Raw genomic sequence first — 26118 nt, 5'->3', positions numbered from 1 at the left:
ATCCCCATGAAGCTCGCCGAACTCAAGGCCAAATCCCCGACCGACCTGCTCAACCTCGCCGAGGAACTGCAGGTCGAGAACGCGTCGTCGCTGCGCAAGCAGGACATGATGTTCGCCATTCTCAAGGCCTATGCCGAGAACGACCAGGCGATCCATGGCGACGGCACGCTGGAAACCCTGCCCGACGGGTTCGGCTTCCTGCGCAGCCCGCAGAGCAACTACCTCCCCGGGCCGGATGACATCTACGTCTCTCCGGCGCAGATCCGCCGATTCGGCCTGCGCACCGGCGACACCGTCGCCGGCGAGATCCGCGCGCCCAAGGAAGGCGAGCGCTATTTCTCGCTGCAGAAGGTCGACACGATCAATTTCGAGGCGCCGGACGCGGTGCGCCACCGGATCAATTTCGACAACCTCACCCCGCTCTATCCCAACCAGCGCCTGCGGATGGAAGTCGAGGACGCGCCGCCGCCGGCCAAGGGCCAGCAGAAGGACTACACCGCCCGGGTGATGGATCTCATCGCCCCGATCGGCAAGGGCCAGCGCGCCCTCATCGTCGCCCCGCCGCGCACCGGCAAGACGGTAATGCTGCAGAGCATCGCCACCTCGATCTCAGCCAACCACCCCGAAGCCTTCCTCATCGTGCTGCTGATCGACGAGCGCCCCGAGGAAGTGACCGACATGGCCCGCACCGTGAAGGGCGAGGTCGTCGCCTCCACCTTCGACGAACCGGCGACCCGCCACGTCCAGGTCACCGAGATGGTGCTGGAAAAGGCCAAGCGCCTCGTCGAGCACAAGCGCGACGTGGTGATCCTGCTCGACTCGATCACCCGCCTCGCCCGCGCCTACAACGCGGTCGTCCCCTCCTCGGGCAAGGTGCTCACCGGCGGCGTCGATGCCAACGCCCTGCAGAAGCCGAAGCGCTTCTTCGGCGCCGCGCGCAACATCGAAGAAGGCGGCTCGCTCACCATCATCGCCACCGCGCTGATCGACACTGGCAGCCGCATGGACGAGGTGATCTTCGAAGAGTTCAAGGGCACCGGCAACTCCGAACTCATCCTCGACCGCAAGCTCTCCGACAAGCGCACCTTCCCGGCGATCGACATCACCAAGTCGGGCACCCGCAAGGAAGAGCTGCTGGTGGAGCGCGCGACGCTGTCGAAAATGTGGGTGCTGCGTCGCATCCTCAACCCGATGGGCCCCGGCGAGGCCATGGACTTCCTGCTCGACAAGCTAAAATACAGCAAGACCAACAACGACTTCTTCGAGGCCATGAACACCTGACCATGTCACCCTACGCACTGCCGCTGGCCGAACTGGCGCTCGCCAACTTCATCGGCATCATCAGCCCCGGCCCGGCCTTCCTGCTGGTCAGCCGGGCAGCGGCCGGGCGCGGCAGGGCGGCGGGCTTCGGCCTCAGCCTCGGTGTCGCCATTGCGGCCACCACCTGGGCCGCCGCCGCCTGCTTCGGCGTGTCCCTCGTAATGGCCCGTTTCGCAACGCTCTATGAGGCGATCCAGATCGCCGGCGGCCTGTATCTGGTCTGGATCGGCATCAGCGCCTGGCGCGCCCCGCCGCCGAAGCTCGACCTTGCCGGCCCCGCCGGCAATGGCAGCTTTGGCTTCCTGCGCGCCGTCGCCACCGGCGCAGCACTCAATCTCGGCAATCCGAAGATCGTGATCTTCTTCACCAGCATCTTCGTTGCCCTGTTGCCCGCCCATATCCCGCTCTGGATGACCTTTGCCGCCATCGCGGTCGTCGGCTTGCAGGAAGCCGCCTGGTATTGCCTGGTCACCCTGCTGTTCTCCGGCGCCCGCGTCCAGCGCGCCTATCGCCGCGCCGGGCTGTGGATCGAGCGCACCGTCGGCACGCTGCTGATCGCGATCGGCGCACGCATCCTCGGCGCGGCGGTGTAATCCGCTCGCCGAAACGTTTTGCAATCACCCGACCACCCCCTATATCCCGACCAGAATCCAGACGGAGACATTCGTATGCCCGACGCCAACCAGCCCACGGATTACAAGGTCCGCGACATCACACTCGCCGACTGGGGCCGCAAGGAAATCTCGATGGCTGAAACCGAAATGCCGGGCCTGATGGCCCTGCGTGCGGAATTCGGGACATCAAAGCCGCTCAAGGGTGCGCGCATCGCCGGCTGCCTGCACATGACGATCCAGACCGCGGTGCTGATCGAAACCCTGGTCGATCTCGGCGCCACCGTCCGCTGGTCGTCCTGCAACATCTTCTCGACCCAGGACCACGCCGCCGCCGGTGTGGCCGCCGCCGGCGTGCCGGTCTTCGCCTGGAAGGGCATGAACGAGGAGGAATTCTGGTGGTGCATCGAACAGACGGTGCGCGGCCCGGACGGCTGGACGCCGAACATGATCCTCGATGACGGCGGCGACCTCACCAAGCTGATGCACGACAAATACCCCGAAATGATGGCCGACATCCGTGGCATCTCCGAGGAAACCACGACGGGCGTGCATCGCCTGCGCGAAATGGCGCGCGACGGCTCGCTGCTCTGCCCCGCCATCAACGTGAACGACAGCGTCACCAAGTCGAAATTCGACAATCTCTATGGCTGCCGCGAAAGCCTGGTCGACGGCATCCGCCGCGGCACCGATGTGATGATGGCCGGCAAGATCGCCGTCGTCGCCGGCTTCGGCGATGTCGGCAAGGGCTCGGCCGCCAGCCTGCGCAATGCCGGCTGCCGCGTGATGGTGACCGAAATCGACCCGATCTGCGCCCTCCAGGCGGCGATGGAAGGCTACGAAGTCATCACGATGGACGAGGCCGCGCCGAAGGGCGACATCTTCGTCACCGCCACCGGCAATATCGACGTCATCACCGCCGACCACATGCGGGCGATGAAGCACCGCGCCATCGTCTGCAATATCGGGCACTTTGACTCCGAGATCCAGATCGAGAGCCTGCGCAACTACAAGTGGGAAAACGTGAAGCCGCAGGTCGACGAGGTCGTCTTCCCCGACGGCAAGCGCCTGATCGTTCTCTCCGAGGGCCGGCTGGTCAATCTCGGCAACGCCACCGGGCACCCCTCCTTCGTCATGTCGGCGAGCTTCACCAACCAGGTTCTCGCGCAGATCGAGCTGTGGAACGCACCGTCCGGCCGCTACGAGCGGAAGGTCTACGTCCTGCCCAAGCATCTCGACGAAAAGGTCGCGGCCCTGCATCTCGAGAAGGTCGGCGCCAAGCTGACGAAGCTGAGCCGGGCGCAGGCGGAGTATATCGGCGTCGAGGCCGCCGGCCCCTTCAAGCACGACGACTACCGCTACTGAGGAGATGACGGAGATGGGCAGCTTCATCGCGGTCATGGCGCTCGCCGCCCTGTTCGGCGGCATGCTGTTCTTCGGCGGGGTGATGACCCCGCTGGTCTTCTCGAAGCTGCCGCCGGACGTGGCCGGCCCGTTCATCCGGGCCGCCTTCCCGCGCTACTACCTGTTCATCATTGTCACCTCGGCGCTCGCCGCCATCGGCCTGCTGATCCGCGGCAACCCGTGGTACGCGCTGCTGGCGGTGATCGTCACCGGCGTCACCCTCTGGCTCTGGCTCGAATGGATGCCGCATCTCAATGCGGTGCGCGACGCTGGCAATCAGGTCGATTTCCAGCGCGGCCACCGGCTTTCGGTCTGGGTCAACGCCGTCCAGTTCGTGATCGTCTTCGTCCTGCTGGCCGGCCTCGCCGTCTGATTTTTTTTGAAATGGCAAAGGCTTGTGAGCGGATTTTGATCTCCTGGATCAGAAACTGCTCACATCCCGCATGAGTCGAGCCTGATCACCCGCACGATCGCGCCTTCCGGCTCGGCCGGTGCATTTGGCGCACGCAGCAGCAGCGCATCGGCCTGCGCCAACCGGCTCAGCATCGCCGAATCCTGCACCGGAAACGGCGTCACGCTCCAGTCGCCCGCCGCATCCCGCGCCAGCGTCGCCCGCAGATGGTCCGCCCGATGATCGTTCGCCGCCAGCGCCACGGTGCAGCGCGCGGCTTCGGTCGGCGGCGCATCGTCCGCCCGCCCGGTCAGCCGCGCGATCGCCGGGCCGAGGAACAGCACCGCGCAGACCAGCGCTGACACCGGATTCCCCGGCAGCCCCAGCACCGGCACGCCGCCCAGCATCCCCGCCATCAGCGGCTTGCCCGGCCGCATCGCGATCTTCCAGAAATCGACGTCGAGCCCCCGCTCGGCCAGCCCCGCCTGCACCAGGTCATGCGCGCCGACGCTCGCCCCCCCGGTCGTCACCAGCAGGTCGGCCCGCGCCGCCGCTTCCGCCGCCGCCCCGATCGCGGCGCGATCGTCCGGCGCCACCGGCAGGATCATTGCCTCGCCACCCACCGCACGGATATAGGCCGCCAGCGCGTGCGAATTGGAACTGACGATGCCGCCCGGCGGAATCGGCTCGCCCGGCATGGCGATCTCGTCGCCAGTCGCCAGCACCGCGACAACCGACCGCCGCCGCACCGCGAGCCAGGGATGGTTCGCCGCCGCCGCCAGCCCGACATCACGCGCGCCCAGCACCCGCCCCGGCGCCAGCAGCGTCTCGCCGGCAGCGAAATCCTGGCCCGCCCGGCGGATATGCCGCCCCGGCCGCGCCGCCTCGCGCAGCGTCACAGAGGCGTCGTCATGCTCGGTGTCTTCCTGAATGATGATAGCGTCCGCCCCGGCCGGCACCACGCTGCCGGTGAACAGCCGCACCGCCTCGCCCGGCCCCACCGTCCCCGCGAACGGGTGCCCTGCCGGCGCCGCGCCAATCACCCGCAGCCGCGTCCCCGCCACGCCATCGGCGGCGCGCAACGCGAACCCGTCCATCGCCGAAACGTCATGCGGCGGCTGGGTCAGCCGTGCGACCACCGGCTCGGCCAGCACCCGACCCGCAGCCGCCGCCAGCGGGACGATTTCCGCGCCGGTCGGCGCCATCAGCGCCAGAATCCGCGCTCGTGCCTCCTCGACGCTGATCATCGCTTACTCCTGTCTGAAATCGCCCGATTTCCCGCCGGACTTGCGGATCACCCGCAGCCCCTCGATCCGCATCTCCCGCTCCGCCGCCTTCAGCATGTCATATACCGTCAGCGCCGCGACCGAGGCCGCGGTCAGCGCCTCCATCTCCACCCCGGTCGGCCCGGTGGTCTTCACCGTCGCCGCGATGCGGATGCCCGGCAACGCCGCATCCGGCTCCAGCTCCACGATCACCCCGGCAATCGCCAGCGGATGGCAGAGCGGGATCAGCTCCGAGGTCCGCTTCGCCGCCATGATCCCGGCAATCCGCGCCGTCGCCAGCACGTCGCCCTTTTTCGCCGTGCCCGCGGTCACCAGCGCCAGGGTCTCCGCCCGCATCGTCACGTGGCAGGCGGCGGTGGCTTCCCGCGCCGTCTCGGCCTTGCCCGAGACATCGACCATCCGCGCCGCCCCACGCTCGTCGATATGGGTGAGGCTCATGCCCCGAGCCCGAGCAGCCGGCGCGTCGCGGCGACGATGTCGCCCTGCCGCATCAGGCTCTCGCCGACCAGGATGCCCTGCACCCCCACCGCCTTCAGCCTGGTGATGTCGGCATAGTCGCGGATGCCGCTTTCCGCGACCACAAAGCGCTCCGGCGGGATCTGCCCGGCCAGCCGCTCCGAGACCGCAATATCGGTCTGCATCGTCTTGAGATTGCGGTTGTTGATGCCGATCAACCGGGCCTGCAGCCCAAGCGCGCGATCAAGCTCCGCCTCGTCATGCACTTCCACCAGCACGCTCATGTCGAGCGCGCTCGCCAGCTCCTCGAACGCCCGCGCCTGCTCGTCGCTCAGCGCCGCCATGATCAGCAGGATGCAGTCCGCCCCCATCGCGCGGCTTTCGTAGATCTGCCACTCGTCGAGGATGAAATCCTTGCGCAGTACCGGCAGGTCCACCGCCTCGCGCGCCGCCTGCAGATGCGCCACCTCGCCCTGGAAATATTTCCGGTCGGTCAGCACCGAAAGGCACACCGCCCCGCCCTCCTGATAGGCGCGGGCAATCGCCGCCGGGTCGAAATCAGCGCGGATCAGCCCGGCCGAGGGCGACGCCTTCTTGACCTCGGCGATCAACCCGGTCCGCCCGGAGGCCGCAGCATCCATCAGTGCCCGGGCGAAGCCGCGCGGCGGCGGCGCATCCTTCGCCCGTGCGCGCATCTCCTCAAGCCCGGTCTCCGCTTTCGCCGCCTCAACCTCGGCTAGCTTGTCGGCGCAGATCGTCTTCAGCACGTCCTGTTCGATCGTCTCGTTCATTGGATCAGGCCATTTCCCGGGTTGTTGCCGCGTCTGCCGCCGTGCCGGCGCGGCGCAGCCGCTCCAGCGCCGCCGCGGCGGCACCGTCATCGATCGCGCGGGCCGCGAGTGCCGCGCCCTCGCGCAGGGTTTCCGCCCGCCCTGCAACTATCAGCGCCGCCGCCGCGTTCAGCAGCACGGCATCGCGATACGCGCCGGGCGCGCCGGCGAGCAGGTTGCGCAGCGCCGCGGCGTTGTGCGCGGCATCGCCGCCGATGATCGCCTCCAGCGGCGCGCGGGCAAGCCCGGCATCCTCGGGGGTCACCGTCATCTCGACGATCCGCCCGCCCTCGAGCGAGACGACATGGCTCTCCCCGGCAATGGTCAGCTCGTCCAACCCCTGGCCATGCACCACCATCGCCCGCTCGGTGCCGAGCCCGGCCAGCGTCTCCGCCATCGGTCGCGCCCAGGCGGGGTCGAACACGCCCACCAGCTGCCGCTTCACCGAGGCCGGGTTGGCGAGCGGGCCCAGCAGGTTGAAGATCGTGCGGGTGCCGAGCGCGATCCGCGCCGCGGCGGCATGGCGCAGCCCCGCATGGTGGCGCGGCGCGTAGAGGAACACACAGCCCGCCTCGCGCAGGATCGCCGCCAGCCGCTCGAAGGGCGGCTCCACCTTCACGCCGAGCGCGGTCAGCACATCCGCCGCCCCAGCACGCGAGGAGAGCGCGCGGTTGCCGTGCTTGGCCACCGGCACGCCGGCGCCGGCGAGCACGAAGGTCACCGCGGTCGAGATGTTGAGCGTGCCCACGCCATCGCCGCCGGTGCCGCAGACATCGATCGCCCCAGGCGGTGCCGCAATCGGCCGCATCCGCGCGCGCATCGCCCGCACCGCGCCGGTCAGCTCCGCCACCGTCTCGCGCCGCACCCGCATCGCCATCAGCATCCCGGCGATCTGCGCGTCATTCGCCTTGCCGTCGATCACCGCGCCGAACGCCGCCTCGGCCAGTTCCTCGGACATCGTCTCGCCCCGCCCCAGCCGGTCGAGCACCGGCTTGAGATCGGCGAGAATCTCGCCCGCCCCCTGGTTCCGCCCGCGAGCGATGCCAAGGAAGTTGCGCAGCAGCGTGTGCCCGTGCGCGGTGGCGATGCTCTCGGGGTGGAACTGCACGCCGAAGATCGGCAGGTCGCGGTGCCGCAACCCCATGATCAGCCCGTCCTCGGTGAAGGCGGTGGGGATCAGCGACTCCGGCAATCCCTCGCGCTCGACGATCAGCGAGTGATAGCGCGTCGCCTCGAACGGGTCGGGCAGCGTCTCGAACACGTCCGACCCCTGGTGCCGGATCGGCGAGATCTTGCCATGCATCGGCACCGGCGCGCGCACCACCCGCCCGCCGAAGGCCTGGCCGATCGCCTGGTGCCCGAGGCAGACGCCGAGAATCGGCACCTTGCCGGCCGCCGCCGCGATGAGGTCGAGGCAGATCCCCGCCTCGTTCGGCGTGCATGGCCCGGGCGAAAGCACGATCGCCTCCGGCCGCATCGCCAGCGCCTCCTCCACGCTGATCCGGTCGTTGCGATGCACCGCGCATTCCGCCCCGAGATCGCCGAAGAACTGGACGAGGTTGAAGGTGAAACTGTCGTAGTTGTCGATCAGCAGGATCATCGTGCCGGCGCCTCGTTGGGGGTGACGTACTGGCCGGCATCCTCGGCGGCGCGGAACAGCGCGCGCGCCTTGGCGTGGCTCTCGGCAAGCTCGGCGTCGGGGTCCGAATCGGCGACGATGCCGACCCCGGCCTGGACATAGAGCCGCCCGTCCTTGATCAGCGCGGTGCGCAGCGCGATGCACGTATCCATCGTTCCGTTGGCGGCGAAATAGCCGATGCACCCGCCATAGAGCCCGCGCCGCGAGGGCTCGAACTCCTCGATGATCTCCATCGCCCGCACCTTCGGCGCGCCCGAGAGCGTGCCCGCCGGGAAGCCGGCGATCAGCGCGTCCAGCGCGTCGGCCTCGGGCCGGATACGGCCCTCGACATTCGAGGAGATGTGCATCACGTGCGAGAACCGCTCGATCACGAAACTCTCGGTCACGTTGACCGAGCCGATCTCGGCGACGCGGCCGATATCGTTGCGCGCGAGATCGAGCAGCATCAGGTGCTCGGCGCGCTCCTTCGGGTCTTCCAGCAGCTCGGTCTCCAGCGCCTCGTCCTCGGCGCGCGTCGCCCCGCGCCGGCGGGTGCCGGCGAGCGGGCGGATCGTCACCGTGCCGTCGCGCAGCCGCACTAGGATCTCAGGGCTGGAACCGACCGCCTGGTAGGCGCCGAAATCGAGGAAGAACAGGAACGGCGCGGGGTTGATCCGCCGCAGCGAGCGATACAGCGCGAAAGGCGGGAGCGTGAATTCCTGCTCGAAGCGCTGGCTCGCCACCACCTGGAACACGTCGCCGGCGGCGATGTAGTCCTTGCCCCGCAGCACCATCGCGCGGAACTCGTCCTCGCTCATGTTCGAACTCGCCGGCCCGGCCGGCGCGGCATGGCCGGGCAGCGCCGGCGTCGGCCGGTCGAGGGCCGCCATCGCCGCCTCGATCCGCCCGGTCGCGAGGCTCCACGCCTCCGCCGCCGAAACCCCCGCGCGCGGCCAGACCGGGGCGGCCAGCGTGATTTCGTCGCGCACCGAATCGAAAATCGCGAACACCCCCGGGCGCATCAGCACGCCATCGGGAATCCCGAGCACGTCCGGCTTTTCCGCCGGCAACTCCTCCATCAGCCGCACCATGTCATAGCCGAGATAACCGACCAGCCCGCCGGTCATCGGCGGCAGATGGTCCGGCAGGTCGAGCCGCGTCGCCGCGATCAGGTCGCGCAGGCTCTCGAAGGCCGGGCGCGGATCGGCCGCATAGCCTTCAGCATCCGCGGCCGGATCGCAGTTCACGCTGACCTCGCCGCGGTCGCACCGCCAGATCAGGTCCGGTGCGAAGCCGATCACCGAATAGCGCCCGCGCGCTGCCCCACCCTCGACGCTTTCGAGCAGGAAGGAATGCGCCGTGCCATGCGCGAGCTTGAGGAAGGCGGCGACCGGCGTGATCAGGTCGGCGGCGAGCAGGCGCCAGGCCAGCGCGCCCCGCCCGGCATTATAGGCGGCGCGGAAACGGGCGTGCTGGTTGGTCTCGGATGTCATCTCGCTGGCCTCAATTGCTGATCTGGTTCAACAGCTTGGTGTTGATCTTGACATGGTCGCGCTGGCGCAGCGCCGCGGCATAGGTCTGCAGCACGTCGTTCTGCATCGACTGCCCGAGCGACTCGGAAATGCGCTGGCGGAACGCCTCGTTGCTGCCCGGCTTCGGCTCGGCGATGTCGGTCACCACACCGACGACGAACCCCGCCTGCGTCTGCACCATGGTGGGCTCGCCTTTCTTCAGGCTGAACGCCACCTGGGCGAGTTGCGGCGGCACGCCCTTGGCCGGCTTCGCGCGCGTCATCGGTGCCGCGGTCGTTACCGTCAGCCCTGCCGCAGAGGCCGCTGCCGCCAGGCTCTTGCCGCCCTTCACCGCGGTCAGCAGCTTCGCCGCCGCGACCTCTTCCTGCCGCTCCACCTGCGCGCCGGTCCAGTCGGCCAGCACATCGGCCTTCACCTTGTCATAGGGCTTGAGCGCCGGCTTGATGATCCGGTGGACTGCGATGGCATAATAGCTATCGCCCGGCCCGCTCACCGCCTGCGGGGTATTGCCGGGGGCAGTGTCGAAAATCGCCTTGACGATCGCCTGCCGCAGCGCCGCTGGCCCGGGAATCCCCGCCGGCTTGCCGTCCACCGTCATTCCCTGGCGGTCCACGCTCACCTGCGCCTGGGCGAGATGCAGGCTCGCCGGCAGCTTGCCGAGTGCGGTGCTGCCCGCCAGCGCATCCTGCAGGTGGCTCAGCGTATTGTCCACCACGTTGCGCGCCTTGCGCAGCTGGATCTCGGCGCGGATCTGGTCCGTCACCGCGGAGAGCGGCTTGTCGCCGCCGGCAACCGCCTTGGTAACCCTGAACACGTAGATGCCGAGCGAACCCTTCACCGGAGCGGAGACCTCATCCGGCGTCGCCGCGAATACCGCCTTGGCCAGCGCCGCCGAGGGCAGGTCGGAGGGTTTCGCGTCGGTCATGACGACAGCGGTGGCACTCGCCGCCGCCGCCGCCTTCTGCACCGCCGCCCAGTCGGCCCCGCTTTTCCAGGTCTTCGCCAGCTCGGCCGCGCTCTTCGCGTCCTCCGCTGTGACGATCTCGACGGTCCGCTTCGGCGCCTGCGCGAATTTCGCCTTCTCCTGCTGGTATTGCGCCGCGATCTCGGCCTGCGTCACCGTCTCGCCCCTGGCGATCAGCGCCGGCGACAGCACCACCACGTCGGCCACGCGCAAGGCCGGCGTCGAGAACCGCTCCGGATGATCCCGCCAATAGCGCCGCAGCACGGTCTCGGCCGGGGCCGGCGGCGGGGTGGCGTCGGCGAGCGGCAGTGTCGCGAACTGCACCGTCCGCTCCTGCGCGGCATAGGCGAAGATCTGGTCGACCAGCGGCGCCGGCGCGTTCACCCCGGCGGTCAGCGCATCGATGATCTGCGACGATTTCAGTCCGCTGGCGATCTCGGCCATGAACGCCGCCGGCGTCAGGCTGTGATTGGCGAGCACGGCGTTGAAGGTCGCCTTGTCGAACTTGCCGTCCGGCCCGTGAAAGGCCGGGATCGCGAAAACCTGCTGGCGGATCGCCGAGGGCGGTGCCACCACCCCCATGCGCCGCGCCTCGAGCTGCATCGCCGCGCGGTCGATCGCCGAGCCCAGCGCCTGATCGGCGAACAGCCGACGCTCGCCCTTGCTCGGTTCGCGGCCGCTGTTCCGCGTCGCGTAGGCGTTCAGCGTGCGCTGGTAGTCTGCATTCACCGCCTCGATCTTGATCGGCTGCCCGCCCACGGTCGCGATCGCGTCGGAGGCGCCGATGCCCATCACCACGCTGGAGACGCCCCAGAACACGAACACGCCGATCAGCACGACGAAAAACGCGCGCACGATCCAATTGTCGAGCAGTTGGCGGATCATCGAAAGCATGCGGCAGCAACCTCATCCAGCGGGAAAGCCGCGTCTTACCACGGGCGCGCCCGATTGCCACCCGGCCCCGCCTCGTCTACCTCCTTCGCGCCATTGCAAAGGGAGACGCGGATGCCCCAGCTGATCGCCGGAAACTGGAAGATGAACGGCACACTCGCCGGCATCGCCGCCTATGCCGAAACGCTGCGCGCCACGTCCCCGGGTGCGGAGCTGCTGGTCTGCCCGCCGGCGCCGCTGATCGCCCCGCTGCGCGCTGCCCTCGCCGGCGCCCCGGTCGCCCTCGGCGCGCAGGATTGCGCGGTACAGCGCTCCGGCGCGCACACGGGCGATCTGTCGGCCGATCTGCTGGCCGAACTCGGCGCCACCCATGTCATTCTCGGCCATTCCGAACGCCGCGCCGATCATGCCGAATCCTCGGCCATCGTGCGTGAAAAGGCGCGCACCGCGATCGCCGCCGGCCTGATCCCGATCATCTGCGTCGGCGAAACCGAGGCGGAGCGCGATTCCGGCGAGGCCGAAACCGTGGTCCGCGCGCAGCTCGCCGGCAGTCTGCCGGAGGAGCTGGCGGGCCAGACCGTGCCCGGCGTCATCGCCCCCGGGATCATCGCCTATGAACCGGTCTGGGCGATCGGCACCGGCCGCACCCCCACCGATGAGGATGTCGCGGCGATGCACGCCTCGATCCGCGCTGCCCTGCGCCGCCAGCTCGGCGCCGCCGGGGCGACGATGCCGATCCTCTATGGCGGCTCGGTCAAACCCTCCAACGCGGCTGCCCTGCTCGCTCTGCCCGAGGTCGGCGGCGCCCTGGTCGGCGGCGCCAGCCTCAAGGCAGAGGATTTCCTCGCGATTGCCTCCGCCGCCCCGCGGGACTAGAGCACGTCCCGATCCCGGTGGATCGGATGTCGTGCTCTATCTTGACTGGTCATCAGAGCATCGACCCGACAATCGGATGTCCAGACCCCGCCGGGCGGTTCCATCCGGCGGGCTGATGCTCTAGAACCCGCGCGTCACTCCGAAAGGCCGCCACGCTCCCATGATTACCGTTCTGCTCGTCCTCCAGGCGTTCATAACCATTGCCCTGATCGGTGTCGTGCTGATCCAGCGCAGCGAGGGCGGCGGCCTCGGCCTCGGCACCAGCCAGGGCATGGGCAGCTTCATGACCGGGCGCGGCACCGCCAACCTGCTCACACGAGTCACCGCGGTGCTGGCGACGCTGTTCATGGTGCTCTCGCTGGTTCTCGCCCTGCTCTACCGGCACAGCGGCGGCGGCTCGGCCGAGGCGATCCTGAACGCGCCGTCGCCGGCAGGCCCGGCAAGAAACGCCGCCCCCGCCTCGCCGCTCGCCCCGCTGCCGCCGGTCCCTGGCGAATCGGCTCCCGCGGCGCCGGTTGCTGCCCAGAAGGCGACATCCCAGGCGGCGCCATCCAAGACGGCACCCCCCGCAAAACCCGCACCGAGCGCCCCGGCGCCGACAAAGCAGTAATGCGAATCTCCTCTTTTGCCCGGCGCGGGGTTTTGCACCGCGCCGCCCTCTGCTATGGCGAAGGCCCATGACCCGGTATGTCTTCATCACCGGCGGCGTGGTTTCCTCGCTCGGCAAGGGTATCGCCTCCGCCTCCCTCGGCGCGCTGCTTCAGGCCCGCGGCTATTCGGTCCGCCTGCGCAAGCTCGACCCCTATCTCAACGTCGATCCGGGCACGATGAGCCCGTACCAGCACGGCGAGGTCTTCGTTACCGACGACGGCGCCGAGACCGATCTCGATCTCGGCCATTACGAGCGCTTCACCGGTGTGCACGCCACCAAGTCGGACAACGCGACGACCGGCCGCATCTATTCCGAGGTCATCGCCCGCGAGCGCCGCGGCGATTATCTCGGCGCCACCGTGCAGGTGATCCCGCACATCACCGACGCCATCAAGCAGGCCATCCTGCGCGACACCGCCGGGCTCGATTTCGTCCTCGTCGAGATCGGCGGCACGGTGGGCGACATCGAGAGCCTGCCCTTCCTCGAAGCCATCCGCCAGCTCGGCAACGAACTCGGCTCGCACGATGCGATGTTCGTCCACCTCACCCTGGTGCCCTACATCCCGAGCGCCGGCGAGCTGAAGACCAAGCCGACCCAGCATTCCGTCAAGGAATTGCTGAATGTCGGCATCCAGCCGCACATGCTGATCTGCCGTTGCGACCGCCCGATCCCCGAGGGCGAGCGCCGCAAGATCGCGCTGTTCTGCAATGTCCGCCCCGAGGCGGTGGTCCCCGCCCTCGACGTGAGCACGATCTATGAGGTGCCGATCTCGTATCACGAGGCCGGGCTCGACCGCGAGGTGCTCCGCCATTTCAGCCTGCCGCACGATGCCGAGCCCGATCTCGATCGCTGGCGCCGCATCGTCGAGACGGTGCACAACCCGGAGGGCGAGGTCACCATCGCCGTCGTCGGCAAATACACCAACTTGCTCGACTCCTATAAGTCGCTCGGCGAGGCGCTGACCCATGGCGGCATCGCCAACCGGGTGCGGGTCCGGCTCGACTGGGTCGATTCCGAAATCTTCGAGCAGCCCGGCGCCGTCGCCCGGCTCGACGGGGTGCACGGCATCCTCGTCCCCGGCGGCTTCGGCGAGCGCGGGACCGGCGGCAAGATCGAGGCGGTGCGCTTCGCCCGCGAGCGCAACGTCCCCTTCCTCGGCATCTGCTTCGGCATGCAGATGGCGGTGATCGAGGCGGCGCGGAATCTCGCCGGCCTGCCCCAGGCCTCCTCCACCGAATTCGGCCCCTGCGAGGTGCCGGTGGTCGGCCTGCTCACCGAATGGGCCCGCGGCAACGAGATCGAGCGCCGCGCCGCCGAAGGCAATCTCGGCGGCACCATGCGCCTCGGCGCCTATGCCGCCACCCTGGTGGAGGGCAGCCTCGTCCGTGCCGTCTATGGCGACGCCGCGACGATCGAGGAACGCCACCGCCATCGCTACGAGGTCAACATCCACTACCGCGAGCGGCTGGAATCCGCCGGCCTCCGCTTCTCCGGCCTCTCGCCGGACGGGCTGCTGCCGGAAATCGTCGAATACCCCGACCATCCCTGGTTCATCGGCGTGCAGTACCACCCCGAGCTGAAATCGAAACCCTTCGACCCGCATCCGCTCTTCGCCGGCTTCATCGAGGCGGCGGTCAAGCAGATGAGGCTGGTATGATCATGAAGACGGTCGAGATCGGCGATCTGCGCGTCGGCAACGACCTGCCCTTCACCCTCATCGCCGGCCCCTGCCAGATCGAGAGCGCCGAGCATGCGGGCGAGGTCGCCGGCGCGCTCGCGGCGATGACGCGCGAGCTTGGCATCGGCCTGATCTTCAAGTCGAGCTACGACAAGGCCAACCGCACCTCGCTCACCGCCGGGCGCGGCGTCGGCATGGCGCAGGGGTTGCAGATCCTCGCCGATATCCGGGCGAAATTCGGCATCCCGGTGCTGACCGACGTGCACGACGCCGCCCAGTGCGCCCCCGCCGCCGAGGCGGTGGACGTGCTGCAGATCCCCGCCTTCCTCTGCCGCCAGACCGACCTGCTGCTGGCTGCCGGCCATACCGGTCGGGCGATCAACGTCAAGAAGGGCCAGTTCCTCGCGCCGTGGGACATGCGCAACGTCGCCGCCAAGATCGCCAGCACCGGCAACGAACGCATCCTGCTCACCGAGCGCGGCGCCTCCTTTGGCTACAACACCCTGGTCTCCGACCTGCGGGCTTTGCCGATCATGGCGCAGACCGGCTATCCGGTGGTATTCGACGCGACCCATTCGGTCCAGCAACCGGGCGGCCAGGGCACCGCGTCGGGCGGCCAGCGCGAATTCGCCCCGATCCTCGCCCGCGCCGCCCTTGCGGTCGGCTGCGCCGCGGTCTTCATCGAATGCCACCCGGATCCCGACCGTGCGCCCTCCGACGGGCCGAACATGATCCCCCTGGCGGAGATGCCCGCCCTGCTCGCCCGCCTGCTCCGGTTCGACCGCCTGGCCAAATCGGCCTGACCCGCGCCGCTCCCGGCGCGGCGGACTGGTCTGGACCGCGCCGCTCCCGGCGCGGCGGCGCCCTCAGCGTCCCCGCATCATTTCTCGACGAACGCCTTCTCGATCACGTATTCGCCGGGGCGGGACGAACTGCCCTCGGTAAAGCCGCGCCGCTCCAGCAGCTGCACCATGTCGTCGAGAAAGACAGGGCTGCCGCAGAGCATCACCCGGTCGCCCTTGGGCGCGAGCGGCGGAAGGTCGATCCCCGGGCCGAAATTGCCGGTTTCGAGAATCTGGGTGATCCGCCCGTTATGCCGGAACGGCTCGCGCGTCACCGTCGGGTAATAGAGCAGCTGTCTGGAGACCTGCGGGCCGATGAACTCGTCCGCCGGCAGGGTCTTGGTGATGTAATCCTCATAGGCGAGGTCGCTGATGTGCCGGCAGCCATGGATCAGCACCACCTGGCTGAACCGCTCGTAGATATCCGGCTCGCGGATGATGCTCATGAACGGCGCGAGCCCGGTGCCGGTGCCCAGAAGATAGAGACGCTCGCCGGGGTGCATGTTGTCGGCCAGCAGTGTGCCGGTCGGCTTGCGCCCCACCAGCACCGGATCGCCCGGCTTGACGTGCTGCAGCCGCGAGGTCAGCGGTCCGTCCGGCACCTTGATGCTGAAGAATTCCAGATGATCGTCATAGCTTGCGCTGGCCATCGAATAGGCCCGCAGCAGCTTCTTGCCCTCGACCTCGAGCCCGATCATGGTGAATTGCCCGGCGATGAAGCGGAACGCCGGATCGCGGGTCACGGTGAAGCTGAACAGCCGATCGGTCCAGTGATGGACCTGGGTGACGGTTTCGGTATTGAAGGCGCTCATCTGTCGGGAAAACTCCGTCGTTCGTCCGTCCGGCGTCACCGGATGTTCATGATCGGCCCTGTTAATTGCGGAGGGAGGCGGCGATATCAAGCCCGGGCGGGGCAGATCTGCCCATGGCAGCGCTGCAAGCGCCTCCCACCCCTCGACAAGACCGGCCGGTTTGGCCAAAAACCGCGCAGATCAAGGAGACGAACCAATGACTCAGACCTACGTGGACGCGGCGGGCCTGCGCGTCGCCGCCGAGCTTCACCAGTTCATCGAGACCGAGGCGCTGCCCGGCACCGGACTCGCGCCGGCTTCCTTCTGGCAGGGTTTTGCCGATCTGGTCGCCCGCCACGCCCCCCGCAACGCCGAGCTGCTCGCCGAGCGCGACCGTCTCCAGGCCGCGATCGATGACTGGCACCGCTCCCGCCGTGGCCAGCCGATCGACCCCGCCGCCTACGAGGCCTTCCTGCGCGAGATCGGCTATCTCAAGCCCGAGCCCGGCGCGGTGAAGGTCACCTCGGCGCGCGTCGATCCCGAAATCGCCGCCATCGCCGGCCCGCAGCTCGTCGTGCCGGTGATGAACGCCCGCTACGCGCTGAACGCCGCCAATGCCCGCTGGGGCAGCCTCTACGACGCGCTCTACGGCACCGACGCCATTTCCGAATCCGGCGGGCTCGAGCGCGGCAAGGCCTATAACCCGCAGCGCGGCGCCGCCGTCGTCGCCCGCGGCCGCGCCTTCCTCGACGATCATTTCCCGCTGGCGACCGGCAGCCACGCCGATATCCGCGCCTTGCGCGTGCACAACGGCCATCTCGCCGCCGTGCTCGAAAGCGGCGAGACCGGCCTCAAACACGCCGACCAGTTCGTCGGCTATCGCGGCGACGCCGCCGCCCCCACCGCCATCCTGCTCCGCCATCACAACCTGCATGTCGAGATCGCGATCGACCCGACCAGCCCGATCGGCCGGACGGACAAGGCCGGCATCGCCGACCTCATCGTCGAATCCGCGATCAGCTCGATCATGGACGCCGAGGACAGCGTCGCCGCCGTCGATGCCGAGGACAAGGTGCTGGTCTACCGCAACTGGCTCGGCCTGATGGCCGGCACGCTGGAGGAACAGGTCGAGAAGGGCGGCAAGACCTTTACCCGCGCCCTCAACCCCGACCGCGCCTACACCGCGCCGGACGGCTCGACCCTCACCCTTCCCGGCCGGGTGCTGATGCTGGTCCGCAATGTCGGCCACCACATCTATACCGACACCGTCCTCGATGCCGCCGGCAAACCGATCCCCGAGACGATGCTCGACCTCGTGGTGACCTCCCTCTGCGGCCTGCATGACATCCGCCGCACCAGCGGGCTGCGCAACTCCCGCGCCGGCTCGGTCTACATCGTCAAGCCGAAGATGCACGGCGCCGACGAGGTGGCCTACGCCAACAGCCTCTTCGCCGCGACCGAAGCCCTGCTCGGCCTCGCGCCGGACACGCTGAAAATGGGGATCATGGACGAGGAGCGCCGCACCTCGGCCAATCTCAAGGCCTGCATCGCCGCCGCCGCCAGCCGCATCTTCTTCATCAACACCGGCTTCCTCGACCGCACCGGCGACGAAATCCACACCTCGATCGAGGCCGGCCCGATGATCCGCAAGAACGAGATCAGGAATACGCCCTGGATCAAGGCGTATGAGGACCGCAACGTCGATATCGGCATCGTCTGCGGCCTGCCCGGCCACGCCCAGATCGGCAAGGGCATGTGGGCCGCGCCCGACGCGATGGCGGCCATGCTCGACCAGAAGGTCGGCCACCCCCGCGCCGGCGCCAATACCGCCTGGGTGCCCTCGCCCACCGCGGCCACGCTGCACGCCCTGCACTACCACATGGTCGATGTCGCCGCCCGCCAGGCCGAACTGGCCTCCCGCCCGATGGGCTCGCTCACCGACCTGCTGACCATCCCGCTGGCCGACCGCCCGAACTGGCAGCCGGACGACATCCAGCAGGAGCTCGACAACAACGCCCAGGGCATCCTCGGCTACGTCGTCCGCTGGATCGACCAGGGGATCGGCTGCTCCAAGGTGCCGGACATCCACAACGTCGCGCTGATGGAAGACCGCGCCACCCTGCGCATCTCCGCCCAGCACATCGCCAACTGGCTGCATCACAGCATCGTCTCCGAGGCCCAGGTGATGGAGACGATGAAGCGCATGGCCGCGGTGGTCGATGGCCAGAACGCGGGCGACCCGGCCTATCGCAACATGGCGCCCGGCTTCGACGGTGTCGCCTTCCAGGCGGCGTGCGACCTCGTTCTCAAGGGTCGCACCCAGCCGAACGGCTACACCGAGTTCATCCTGCACGACCGCCGGCGCGAGGCCAAAGCCTCCGCCTGATCTTTTGCTCCGCCGCCGCGTCCGCACCGGGCGCGGCGGCCAGCAGTCTCCGCACCCTCAGCGGCAGCGGGCGATGTCAGGAGGAGTAGAGGATCAGCTTCGCGTGGGCGTCGGGTCGATCGCGTTGGCGCAGGCATCGCTTGGCGCCGCCGCCACCGGCCCCACCAGCGGGATGATCTTCAGCCCCGCCGATGTCACCCGGCACGGCGCCGCCGCCAGTCCGCAGCCCGAAAGACCGCCGGCAAGGCTGGCGAACAGCGCCACCAGGGAGGCACAACGCAGAATTCCTGTTTTCATGATCGCATCGAACCAAACCCGGGCGGTCCGCGTCAATGCCCTGGCGCCTCGCCATCGCCGTGCCGGCGCCGCACCGTTCACCGCAGCGTTGGCGGTGCCCCGCCCGCTCATACGCGCACGGCATGAGTATTAGCCGTCACCCGGATGTTCCGGCGCCACCCGCGGCGACCCATCTCCGTTGCAAGCGGGCGCGTCCCGCATCACCAACACGGAGTTTTTCCATGCGCACAAGAACGATGATCACCGCCGCCCTCGCCATCATGGTCGGCATAGCCCCGGTCGCGGCACAGGCCATGCCGGCCGCAAGCGGGCCGCAACAGCAGCAGGGCGCCACGGTCCAGAGCCTGTCCCATACCGGCGGACGCACGGCATTCACCCATCAGCTGAAATCGATCCAGCGCCTCGAATCGCGCAACTGATCCCGATCGCCGCATCCGATCGGATGATGCTCTATGCCCCGCGTTCGAGTGCGGCGGCGACGTGCTGGGCAAACCGGTGCGCCGTCGCCGAGGCGCCGGGCAACTCGATCAGCGCGATCTCGGTATCGGCGAGCGGCGGCAGCCGGTCGCCCTGCGGCAACGGCGTCAGGAAATCCGGGCACATCTCCCGCGGCAGCACGGCGACGCCGAGGCCGGCGCGCACCGCCGCCTGGGTTCCGGCAAGGCTGGTCGACGTATAGGCGCAGCGCCAGGGGCAGCCGATCGCATCCAGCGCGGCGACGGCCCGCCGCCGATACACGCAAGGCTGCGGCGAGACGATCAGCGGCACCGGCCCCTGCCCGGGGACCGAAAGCCGGTCCCGCGCCACCCAGACCAGCGGCTCGCGCCAGACCCGCGTGCCCTCCAGCGCCACATCCGGCTCCCGCTTGACCAGCACGAGATCGAATCGCCCGGCCCGGAACCCCTCCTCCAGGTTGAGCGTCAGATCGCAGGTCACTTCCAGCTCGACTCTCGGATGCGCATCCACGAAGGCCGCCAAAACCTTCGGCAGATGCACCGTGGCGAAATCCTCCGGCACGCCGAGCCGCACCAGCCCCGCGACTTCCGGCTCCAGCAGATCGGCAAGCGCCGCATCGTTCAGCCGCAGCAGCTGCCGCGCATGGCCGAGCAGGCGTTCTCCCTCGTCGGTCAGGCGCAGATGGCGCGGCCCGCGCGCGAAGACCGGCCGGCCGAGCATGTCCTCAAGGCGCTTCATCTGCAGGCTGACGGCGGATTGCGTGCGCCCCAGCATCTCCCCGGCGCGGGTGAAGCCTCCCGCATCGGCGATGGTCACGAAACTGCGCAGCAGGTCGAGATCGAGGGTGCGAAGGGGCATCGGCATCTCATCATTAATTTTTCCAATGCTTGAGATATCGATAACTCGTTTCACAAATCAATGCCCTTGTCATACCGGATTGCGGGAAGGAGCCCGCACATGGATTTTTCTTATCTTCCCGCCTGCTTCGCCCTTGGTGGCGCCGCCTTCGCCGCGGCGGATCGCAGCGGCGAGCGCAGCCTGCGGCGCGCGGAACGCGCCGGCTGGGCAAGCCTCGCCGCCGCGGCCGGGCTGATCGCGCAGCTTTGGGCCGCACCCGGCCCGGCCGACGGGCTCGCCGCGAGCCTTACCCTGCTCACCAGCTTCGTGGGCGCCGTGGTGCTGTCCTTCTCCACCCGTTACATGCGCGCCGATCCGCGCCGCCGTGCTTATGCAACGCGGGTTTCGCTGCTGCTGGCCTCGGTTCTTGTGCTCGTCCATGCCGGCAATGCGCTGGTGTTCCTGCCGGTCTGGGTCGCCAGCGGCCAGTTGCTTGCCGGGCTGATCGGCCATGCCGGGACGCCCGCCGCCGCGGCCGCCGCGCAGCAGGCACGGCGCGCCTTCGTGATCGGCGATGCGGCACTCCTTGCCGCCCTCGCCCTGCTCGGCGCCCATACGGGCTCGCCGGACATTGCGGCGATGATCAACGGCGCCGCATCGCTGCCGGCCGCGCTCCAGGGCCTTGCCGCCGGCCTGCTCCTCCTCGCCGCGATGGCCCGCTCGGCCCTGCCGCCGTTCTCCGCCTGGCTGATGCGCTCGATGACGGCGCCCACCCCGGTCTCCGCCCTGATGCATGCCGGTCTCGTCAATGCCGGGGGCTTCCTGCTGATCCGCTTCGCCGCCGTGCTCGCCGCCGCACCGGCGGTGCAGGCGCTCGCCATCGGCGCCGGCCTGTTCGCGGCATTCTGGGGCGGCTTCCTCCAGCTCGTCCGGCCGGAGATCAAGCAATCCCTCGCCGGATCGACCATCGCGCAGATGGGCTTCATGATCCTCACCTGCGGCCTCGGCGGCGATGCCGCGGCGCTCTGGCACCTCTTCGCGCACGGGCTGTTCAAGGCCTGGCTGTTCCTCGGCTCCGGCGCCGCCATCGGCCCGGTGCTGCGGCCAGCGCGGCCGCAGGGCGCAGCCATCACCGCGATCGCGGCACTGCTCGCCCTCGCTGCCATCGCCTGGCTTGATGCTCATGGCCTGGTCACCGGCGCGGCGCTGCTGCCCACCGCCCTGGCAATCGCCACCGGGGTTGGCGCCACCCTCTCGGCCGGCACGAAGCGGATGTTCCTGCTGCTGCCCGTCCTGTCGGGCTTGTACCTCGCCGGGCTCGGCGCGACCGAGGCGCTGCTCGCCGCCCCACCCACCGCGTCCCCCGGCGGCGATGGCCTCGTGTTCGCGCTCGCGGCCCTCTTCCTCGCCGGCGGCGTCGCGCAGGCGCTGCTGCGCCAGGGCGGAACCGGCCTGCCCCGCCCGCTGCATGTCCGGCTGCTGAACGCCTGAAAGGACCCGACCCATGAATGTCGATCTCGCCAGACCCACTTTCGCCGCTCCCGAGGCCACCGAAACGCTGGACGCCCAGATCGCCGCCGCGGCGCGCGCCGTCCCCGCGCTCTGGCCGCTGGATGGCGCTATCGCGGTCAACCCGCTCGCCGCCTTCGAGGACCATCCGTTCGAAACCGCGATCCGCGCCGGGGCGCGGCAGTATGGCGCCCGCGCGGCACTGCAGCTCGATCTCTGGCGCAGCCTCGCGCAACGGGGCCAGCCGCCGCGCGATGCCGTGCGCGATATCGCGATCGAGCGGCTCGGCGGGCTGGATGCAGCCTTCCACAGCCTTGGCCCGGACGTCACCCCGTTCGACTGCCTGATGGCACGACTGTTCGACCTGCCGCCATCACCGCCGATGCCCGCGCCCGCCGATCCTGCCGCGATGCTCGTCGCCCGCTGGTGCGCCACCTTCTTCGACCGTGGCACCGCCGCGCTGAAACTGCCCGGCAGCAGCCTCGGACTCTACGCCGCCGTGCTCGGCATGCTGCCGCACGAGCCGGCCTTCGCGGCGCGCCCCGACCTTCTGGGCCAGGCGCCGCGTGCCGCCCTGCCCGCCATCGCCTGGGCGCTCGACCGGCTGGGCGTGCCGGATGCCGGCCGCATGGCAGCACTGACGGCGCGCGTCGCACGGCTGCCGGGCTGGGCCGGCCATATCAACTGGCGCGAGGCGCATGCCGGACGGGAGCAGACCGAAGCCGCGCCGGCCAGCATGGCCGACCTGATCGCGCTCCTGCTGCTCGGCGATCTCGCCCTCGGCGCGCCGGCCGCCGCCTTCCCCGCACCGCGTGACGCGGCCGCCGCCACCCGGGCCAGCATCGCCCGGCATTTCGGGTTCTCGCCGGTGCTCGCCGCCCCCGCGCTCGACGATATCGCGGCGATGGACGACACCGATCTCGGCCTGATCTTCCAGCACGCCGCCGAGCGCGCCTATCGCGACGACCTGATCGCCCGCATCGCCCGCCAGCCGCACCATACCGCCGATGCCGCGCCCGCGGCAGCGCAACTCGTCTTCTGCATCGATGTGCGGTCGGAGCCGCTGCGCCGCGCGGTCGAAGCGGCCGGCGCCTACGAAACCTTCGGCTATGCCGGATTTTTCGGCCTGCCCATCGCGCTGCGCCTGCCGGATGGCGAGCGCCGGCCGCAGCTTCCCGCACTCGCCACGCCGCTGCACGATCTCGAACTCGCCGCAGCGCCAGGAGCGGATGCGGCGGCCCGCCGCAGCCTTGCCGCCGGGCGCGCCGGGGCGCGGGCCAATGCGAGCTTTGGCGAGCTGAAGACGGGTCTCGGCACCAGCTTCGCCACCGCCGAGGCCGCGGGCCCGCTGGGGGCCGCGATGATGATCGCCAACACGCTGGCGCCGCGCGCGATGCGGCGGCTGCGGCGGCTGTGGCACGGCGACCCGACCCACCTCGCGCCGGCAATCGCGCCGCATGGCACATGCACCGGCCTGCCCTTCGAGACCCGGCTTGCCAGCGCCCGCGCGCTGTTCGACCTCACCGGCCTGCCGACGGCCGGCACCGCGCCGCTCGTCGTGCTGGTCGGCCATGCTGCCGAGGCCAGCAACAACCCCTATCGCTCGACGCTGGATTGCGGCGCCTGCGGCGGCCATGGCGGCGGCGCCAATGCGCGCACGCTGGCGGCCATCCTCAATGACGAGGCGGTTCGCACCTCCCTCGCGGCGGAGGGCAAGCCGATCCCCGAGGGTACCTGGTTCCTCGCCGCCGAACACAACACCACGGCCGAAACCGTGACCCTGTTCGACACCGCTTCCGCCCCCGCCAGCCACGCCGCGGCGATCGACGCCCTCGCGCGCGATCTCGCCCGCGCCGCCGCCGCGAGCCGGGCCGCGCGCGCGGCTTCACCGGGCCGCGCCACCGACGATCCCGACACGGCCGCCGCGCACTGGGCGGATGTCCGGCCCGAATGGGGCCTCACCGGCAACGCCGCCTTCATTATCGGCCCGCGCGCCATGACCCGCGATGCCGATCTCGGCGGCCGCGCCTTCCTGCACAGCTATGACTGGGAAAACGACAACAGCGGCGCGGCGCTGGCGGCCATCCTCGCGGCACCGATGGTCGTCGCACAATGGATCAACTGCCAGTACCTGTTCTCGACGATCGACAACGACCGCCTCGGCGCCGGCGACAAGACGCTGCACAACCCGGTCGGCCGGATCGGCGTGGTGCTCGGCAATGGCGGCGACCTGCGGACCGGCCTGCCCCGCCAGTCGCTGTTCCATGACGACGGCACCCCGGCGCATGTGCCGCAGCGGCTGCTCGTCGTCATCCATGCGCCGGCCGCCCGCGTCGAGGCCGCCGTCGCCGGCAATGCCACAATCCGGCGCCTGTTCGCCCATCGCTGGGTTCTGCCGGTCGTCATCGATCCGCATACCGGCGCATGCCACGCCTGGCGCGAGATCGCCGCACTCCGCCCCGCTTCCTGACCGCCGCCGCCCGCATCATCCGGCAGGATCGCTCGCCCTGACCGGATGATCGCGGGCGCTGCTTTTGGCCACTCATACCATGTCTCGCTGATCGCGACCCATGGTGTCGAGTCTTTGCGTCTGCGCGCGGCGCCTGGCGTGGCGCTTCACATCTCCGCGTGACCCCTTGTCAGCCGAACTGATTGTCGTATACGTAACCTCGTTAACCAAAAGACAACATCCATCACGGATCATTGCCAGGCGAGGGTGGATCTTCGCCTGCCGCATTTCACGGAGGACAACCGGATGACCGTGACATACGAGGACCACGCCACGACGGACGGCATCTGGTTCGGCGCCTATCGCGACGGCGTTCCGCACGACATCGAAGAACAGCTCGATGCCATTCCCTCGCTCAACCACATGCTGGAAGCCTGGGTGCGGGAGCATGGTCCGCACCCGGCCTTCGTCAGCGCCGGCGCGCCGATGACCTATGCGCAAACACTTGAGCGGGCGCGGGCCTTCGCCGGGTTCCTGCAATCGCGCGGGCTCGGCAAAGGCGACCGCGTTGCGCTGATGATGCCGAATTCGCTGCAATACCCGGTCGCGGTCTTCGGCACGCTGCTGGCCGGCGCCACCGTCGTCAACGTCAATCCGCTCTACACCCCTCGTGAGTTGCACCACCAGTTGCGCGACAGCGGCGCGCGCCTGCTCGTGGTGTTCGAGACCTTCGCCGCCACCGCCGAACGCGGGATCGAGGGCACCGGGGTCGAAACCGTCGTCATCGCCGCGATCGGCGATCTGATCGGCGGGCTGCGCGGCCTCGTGCTCGATTTTTCGGTCCGCCACGTCGCAAGGGCGGTGCCGCCGCACCGGCTGCGCGGGGTGCGGTTCAACGCCGCGCTGGCGGAGGGACGCAGAGCCGGCCTGCGCGCGGTCCCGACCGGCCAGGACGATATCGCCTTCCTGCAATATACCGGCGGGACGACCGGCGTTGCCAAGGGCGCGATGCTCACCCACCGCAACATCATCGCCAACATCCTGCAGACCTCGGCCTGGAGCGGCGGTGAAGCCGCCGGCGCACGGCTGAACATCCTCACCCTGTTGCCGCTCTATCACGTGTTTTCGCTGACGGTGAACCTGTTCATGTTCATGGCGCTCGGCGGCCGCAACGTGCTGATCGCCAACCCCCGCGATACCGGCCACGTGCTGCGCAGCATCCGCCACGAAAAATTCGAGGTGATGGTCGGGATCAACACCCTGTTCAGCAACCTGCTGGACCATGAGGGGTTTCGCCGCCTCGACGTCTCGCGCCTGCGCCTCGTCATCGCCGGCGGCGCCGCGACCCGGGCCGACGTCGCGGCGCGCTGGCAGGCCACCACCGGCCTGCCGGTGAGCGAGGGGTATGGCCTGACCGAATGCTCGCCCGTGGTCTGCATGAACCCGATCGACATGAACCATCCCGACCGGATGGGCTTCAACGGCACGGTCGGCCTGCCGCTGCCCTCGACCATGGTGCGGCTGCGCCGTGCCGATGGCAGCTGGGCCGGCATCGGCGAGGAAGGCGAGATCTGCGTGCGCGGCCCGCAGGTGATGCGCGGCTACTGGCAGCGCCCGGCGGAGACCGCGCTGGTGATCGATGCGGCGGGCTGGCTGGCAACCGGAGATATCGGGGTGATGGACGAGCGGGGCTTCATCCGCCTCGTCGACCGGCTGAAGGAAATGATCCTGGTCTCGGGCTTCAACGTCTATCCCTCCGAGATCGAGGAGGTGGTGATGATGCACCCGGACGTGCGGGAGGCCGCTGCCATCGGCGTTCCCGACGCTGTCTCCGGCGAGCGGGTGAAGATCGTGGTCGTGCCGAAATCGGACCGGCTGACCGAGGCGGCACTGCTCGAACACTGCCGGCGCAACCTCACCTCCTACAAGATGCCCAGGATCGTCGAGTTCCGCCACGAGGAATTGCCGAAATCCCCGGTCGGCAAGATCCTCCGGCGCGAGTTGCGCCCGCCGGCCGCGCACTGACACGCAACGCCCGCCCG

The 26118-nt window shown here is 69.3% G+C and carries 22 protein-coding genes; 13 read left to right on the top strand and 9 right to left on the bottom strand.

The window, feature by feature from the left end; translation table 11 throughout:
- The first annotated feature begins 6 nt into the window (after positions 1 to 6).
- From rho to B7Z76_RS08545, 4 genes are all read left to right on the top strand, one after another.
- Positions 7 to 1281: a transcription termination factor Rho gene (gene rho / locus B7Z76_RS08560; RefSeq protein ID WP_174504703.1), complete on the top strand. Its 1275-nt coding sequence runs from the start codon at positions 7 to 9 to the stop codon at positions 1279 to 1281.
- Between the two features lie 2 nt (positions 1282 to 1283).
- The gene (locus tag B7Z76_RS08555) at positions 1284 to 1913 is read left to right on the top strand and encodes a LysE family translocator (protein WP_174504702.1); all 630 of its coding nucleotides are present in this window, start codon (positions 1284 to 1286) and stop codon (positions 1911 to 1913) included.
- Positions 1914 to 1988: 75 nt separating this feature from the next.
- Positions 1989 to 3296 carry an adenosylhomocysteinase gene (gene ahcY, locus B7Z76_RS08550; RefSeq protein WP_174504701.1) on the top strand — a complete coding sequence of 436 codons (1308 nt, stop codon included), beginning with the start codon at positions 1989 to 1991 and terminating at the stop codon, positions 3294 to 3296.
- A 4-nt stretch (positions 3297 to 3300) separates the two neighbouring features.
- The gene (locus B7Z76_RS08545) at positions 3301 to 3708 is read left to right on the top strand and encodes a DUF4149 domain-containing protein (protein WP_236656494.1); all 408 of its coding nucleotides are present in this window, start codon (positions 3301 to 3303) and stop codon (positions 3706 to 3708) included.
- Positions 3709 to 3767: 59 nt separating this feature from the next.
- Here the strand turns inward: B7Z76_RS08545 and glp are convergent, their stop codons facing one another.
- Genes glp through B7Z76_RS08515 form a run of 6 tightly spaced genes read right to left on the bottom strand, consistent with a single transcriptional unit; the run spans position 3768 to position 11297 of the window.
- A complete protein-coding gene (gene glp, locus B7Z76_RS08540) occupies positions 3768 to 4973 on the bottom strand; it encodes a gephyrin-like molybdotransferase Glp (protein ID WP_291343344.1) in 1206 nt (401 codons plus the stop codon).
- A gap of 3 nt (positions 4974 to 4976) precedes the next feature.
- Entirely contained in the window at positions 4977 to 5450 is a 474-nt protein-coding gene (gene moaC, locus B7Z76_RS08535; protein ID WP_291343342.1) for a cyclic pyranopterin monophosphate synthase MoaC, read from the bottom strand.
- Entirely contained in the window at positions 5447 to 6259 is an 813-nt protein-coding gene (gene trpC, locus B7Z76_RS08530; protein WP_174504698.1) for an indole-3-glycerol phosphate synthase TrpC, read from the bottom strand. The genes moaC and trpC overlap by 4 nt, the downstream gene beginning before the upstream one ends.
- A 4-nt stretch (positions 6260 to 6263) precedes the next feature.
- Positions 6264 to 7898, bottom strand: a complete 1635-nt coding sequence (locus tag B7Z76_RS08525) for a bifunctional anthranilate synthase component II/anthranilate phosphoribosyltransferase (RefSeq protein ID WP_174504697.1) — start codon at positions 7896 to 7898, stop codon at positions 6264 to 6266.
- Positions 7895 to 9409 (bottom strand): anthranilate synthase component I, encoded by a 1515-nt coding sequence (gene trpE, locus B7Z76_RS08520; protein ID WP_174504696.1) that lies wholly within the window; start codon positions 9407 to 9409, stop codon positions 7895 to 7897. Before trpE ends, B7Z76_RS08525 begins: the two co-directional genes overlap by 4 nt.
- 10 nt (positions 9410 to 9419) lie before the next feature.
- Positions 9420 to 11297: a peptidylprolyl isomerase gene (locus B7Z76_RS08515; protein ID WP_291343339.1), complete on the bottom strand. Its 1878-nt coding sequence runs from the start codon at positions 11295 to 11297 to the stop codon at positions 9420 to 9422.
- Between the two features lie 120 nt (positions 11298 to 11417).
- Between B7Z76_RS08515 and tpiA the strand changes: the two genes are divergently transcribed.
- The 4 genes from tpiA to kdsA all read left to right on the top strand — a co-directional run bounded on the left by tpiA (position 11418) and on the right by kdsA (position 15312).
- The gene (tpiA, locus tag B7Z76_RS08510) at positions 11418 to 12179 is read left to right on the top strand and encodes a triose-phosphate isomerase (protein ID WP_174504694.1); all 762 of its coding nucleotides are present in this window, start codon (positions 11418 to 11420) and stop codon (positions 12177 to 12179) included.
- A gap of 160 nt (positions 12180 to 12339) precedes the next feature.
- Positions 12340 to 12789: a preprotein translocase subunit SecG gene (gene secG, locus B7Z76_RS08505; RefSeq protein ID WP_174504693.1), complete on the top strand. Its 450-nt coding sequence runs from the start codon at positions 12340 to 12342 to the stop codon at positions 12787 to 12789.
- A gap of 67 nt (positions 12790 to 12856) precedes the next feature.
- Entirely contained in the window at positions 12857 to 14488 is a 1632-nt protein-coding gene (locus B7Z76_RS08500; protein ID WP_291343337.1) for a CTP synthase, read from the top strand.
- On the top strand, positions 14485 to 15312 hold the full coding sequence (gene kdsA, locus B7Z76_RS08495; protein WP_174504691.1) for a 3-deoxy-8-phosphooctulonate synthase: 828 nt from the start codon (positions 14485 to 14487) through the stop codon (positions 15310 to 15312). The genes B7Z76_RS08500 and kdsA overlap by 4 nt, the downstream gene beginning before the upstream one ends.
- A gap of 77 nt (positions 15313 to 15389) precedes the next feature.
- Here kdsA and B7Z76_RS08490 read toward each other — a convergent pair whose 3' ends face one another.
- Positions 15390 to 16163 (bottom strand): ferredoxin--NADP reductase, encoded by a 774-nt coding sequence (locus B7Z76_RS08490; RefSeq protein ID WP_174504690.1) that lies wholly within the window; start codon positions 16161 to 16163, stop codon positions 15390 to 15392.
- 196 nt (positions 16164 to 16359) lie between these two features.
- Here B7Z76_RS08490 and B7Z76_RS08485 point away from each other — a divergent pair, with 196 nt between their 5' ends.
- Positions 16360 to 18528: a malate synthase G gene (locus B7Z76_RS08485; RefSeq protein ID WP_291343335.1), complete on the top strand. Its 2169-nt coding sequence runs from the start codon at positions 16360 to 16362 to the stop codon at positions 18526 to 18528.
- A gap of 93 nt (positions 18529 to 18621) precedes the next feature.
- On the opposite strand, the gene B7Z76_RS08480 is transcribed toward B7Z76_RS08485, so the two are convergent.
- Positions 18622 to 18825, bottom strand: coding sequence for a DUF6726 family protein (locus B7Z76_RS08480; protein WP_291343334.1), 204 nt, complete (start codon positions 18823 to 18825; stop codon positions 18622 to 18624).
- A 221-nt stretch (positions 18826 to 19046) separates the two neighbouring features.
- Here B7Z76_RS08480 and B7Z76_RS08475 point away from each other — a divergent pair, with 221 nt between their 5' ends.
- The gene (locus B7Z76_RS08475; RefSeq protein WP_174504687.1) at positions 19047 to 19244 is read left to right on the top strand and encodes a hypothetical protein; all 198 of its coding nucleotides are present in this window, start codon (positions 19047 to 19049) and stop codon (positions 19242 to 19244) included.
- 31 nt (positions 19245 to 19275) lie between these two features.
- On the opposite strand, the gene B7Z76_RS08470 is transcribed toward B7Z76_RS08475, so the two are convergent.
- The gene (locus B7Z76_RS08470) at positions 19276 to 20139 is read right to left on the bottom strand and encodes a LysR substrate-binding domain-containing protein (RefSeq protein WP_174504686.1); all 864 of its coding nucleotides are present in this window, start codon (positions 20137 to 20139) and stop codon (positions 19276 to 19278) included.
- Positions 20140 to 20238: 99 nt separating this feature from the next.
- Here B7Z76_RS08470 and B7Z76_RS08465 point away from each other — a divergent pair, with 99 nt between their 5' ends.
- From B7Z76_RS08465 to B7Z76_RS08455, 3 genes are all read left to right on the top strand, one after another.
- Positions 20239 to 21609 (top strand): proton-conducting transporter membrane subunit, encoded by a 1371-nt coding sequence (locus B7Z76_RS08465; RefSeq protein WP_174504685.1) that lies wholly within the window; start codon positions 20239 to 20241, stop codon positions 21607 to 21609.
- Between the two features lie 13 nt (positions 21610 to 21622).
- A complete protein-coding gene (locus B7Z76_RS08460) occupies positions 21623 to 24097 on the top strand; it encodes a putative inorganic carbon transporter subunit DabA (RefSeq protein ID WP_174504684.1) in 2475 nt (824 codons plus the stop codon).
- A gap of 285 nt (positions 24098 to 24382) precedes the next feature.
- Complete coding sequence (locus B7Z76_RS08455) at positions 24383 to 26101, top strand: AMP-binding protein (protein WP_291343331.1); 1719 nt, start codon at positions 24383 to 24385, stop codon at positions 26099 to 26101.
- The last annotated feature ends 17 nt before the right edge of the window (positions 26102 to 26118 follow it).

The organism is Acidiphilium sp. 20-67-58, assembly GCF_002255515.1.
Classification (GTDB): domain Bacteria; phylum Pseudomonadota; class Alphaproteobacteria; order Acetobacterales; family Acetobacteraceae; genus Acidiphilium.
The sequence above is the reverse complement of the archived record's forward strand: the minus strand, read 5'-3'. Positions and strand labels throughout refer to the sequence as shown.

What these genes read in the sequence shown, in the direction of transcription:
- rho (WP_174504703.1), top strand. Translation starts at nt 7, where the DNA reads ATGAAGCTCGCCGAACTCAAGGCCAAATCCCCGACCGACCTGCTCAAC.
- B7Z76_RS08555 (WP_174504702.1), top strand. Translation starts at nt 1,284, where the DNA reads ATGTCACCCTACGCACTGCCGCTGGCCGAACTGGCGCTCGCCAACTTC.
- ahcY (WP_174504701.1), top strand. Translation starts at nt 1,989, where the DNA reads ATGCCCGACGCCAACCAGCCCACGGATTACAAGGTCCGCGACATCACA.
- B7Z76_RS08545 (WP_236656494.1), top strand. Translation starts at nt 3,301, where the DNA reads ATGACGGAGATGGGCAGCTTCATCGCGGTCATGGCGCTCGCCGCCCTG.
- glp (WP_291343344.1), bottom strand. Translation starts at nt 4,973, where the DNA reads ATGATCAGCGTCGAGGAGGCACGAGCGCGGATTCTGGCGCTGATGGCG.
- moaC (WP_291343342.1), bottom strand. Translation starts at nt 5,450, where the DNA reads ATGAGCCTCACCCATATCGACGAGCGTGGGGCGGCGCGGATGGTCGAT.
- trpC (WP_174504698.1), bottom strand. Translation starts at nt 6,259, where the DNA reads ATGAACGAGACGATCGAACAGGACGTGCTGAAGACGATCTGCGCCGAC.
- B7Z76_RS08525 (WP_174504697.1), bottom strand. Translation starts at nt 7,898, where the DNA reads ATGATCCTGCTGATCGACAACTACGACAGTTTCACCTTCAACCTCGTC.
- trpE (WP_174504696.1), bottom strand. Translation starts at nt 9,409, where the DNA reads ATGACATCCGAGACCAACCAGCACGCCCGTTTCCGCGCCGCCTATAAT.
- B7Z76_RS08515 (WP_291343339.1), bottom strand. Translation starts at nt 11,297, where the DNA reads ATGATCCGCCAACTGCTCGACAATTGGATCGTGCGCGCGTTTTTCGTC.
- tpiA (WP_174504694.1), top strand. Translation starts at nt 11,418, where the DNA reads ATGCCCCAGCTGATCGCCGGAAACTGGAAGATGAACGGCACACTCGCC.
- secG (WP_174504693.1), top strand. Translation starts at nt 12,340, where the DNA reads ATGATTACCGTTCTGCTCGTCCTCCAGGCGTTCATAACCATTGCCCTG.
- B7Z76_RS08500 (WP_291343337.1), top strand. Translation starts at nt 12,857, where the DNA reads ATGACCCGGTATGTCTTCATCACCGGCGGCGTGGTTTCCTCGCTCGGC.
- kdsA (WP_174504691.1), top strand. Translation starts at nt 14,485, where the DNA reads ATGATCATGAAGACGGTCGAGATCGGCGATCTGCGCGTCGGCAACGAC.
- B7Z76_RS08490 (WP_174504690.1), bottom strand. Translation starts at nt 16,163, where the DNA reads ATGAGCGCCTTCAATACCGAAACCGTCACCCAGGTCCATCACTGGACC.
- B7Z76_RS08485 (WP_291343335.1), top strand. Translation starts at nt 16,360, where the DNA reads ATGACTCAGACCTACGTGGACGCGGCGGGCCTGCGCGTCGCCGCCGAG.
- B7Z76_RS08480 (WP_291343334.1), bottom strand. Translation starts at nt 18,825, where the DNA reads ATGAAAACAGGAATTCTGCGTTGTGCCTCCCTGGTGGCGCTGTTCGCC.
- B7Z76_RS08475 (WP_174504687.1), top strand. Translation starts at nt 19,047, where the DNA reads ATGCGCACAAGAACGATGATCACCGCCGCCCTCGCCATCATGGTCGGC.
- B7Z76_RS08470 (WP_174504686.1), bottom strand. Translation starts at nt 20,139, where the DNA reads ATGCCCCTTCGCACCCTCGATCTCGACCTGCTGCGCAGTTTCGTGACC.
- B7Z76_RS08465 (WP_174504685.1), top strand. Translation starts at nt 20,239, where the DNA reads ATGGATTTTTCTTATCTTCCCGCCTGCTTCGCCCTTGGTGGCGCCGCC.
- B7Z76_RS08460 (WP_174504684.1), top strand. Translation starts at nt 21,623, where the DNA reads ATGAATGTCGATCTCGCCAGACCCACTTTCGCCGCTCCCGAGGCCACC.
- B7Z76_RS08455 (WP_291343331.1), top strand. Translation starts at nt 24,383, where the DNA reads ATGACCGTGACATACGAGGACCACGCCACGACGGACGGCATCTGGTTC.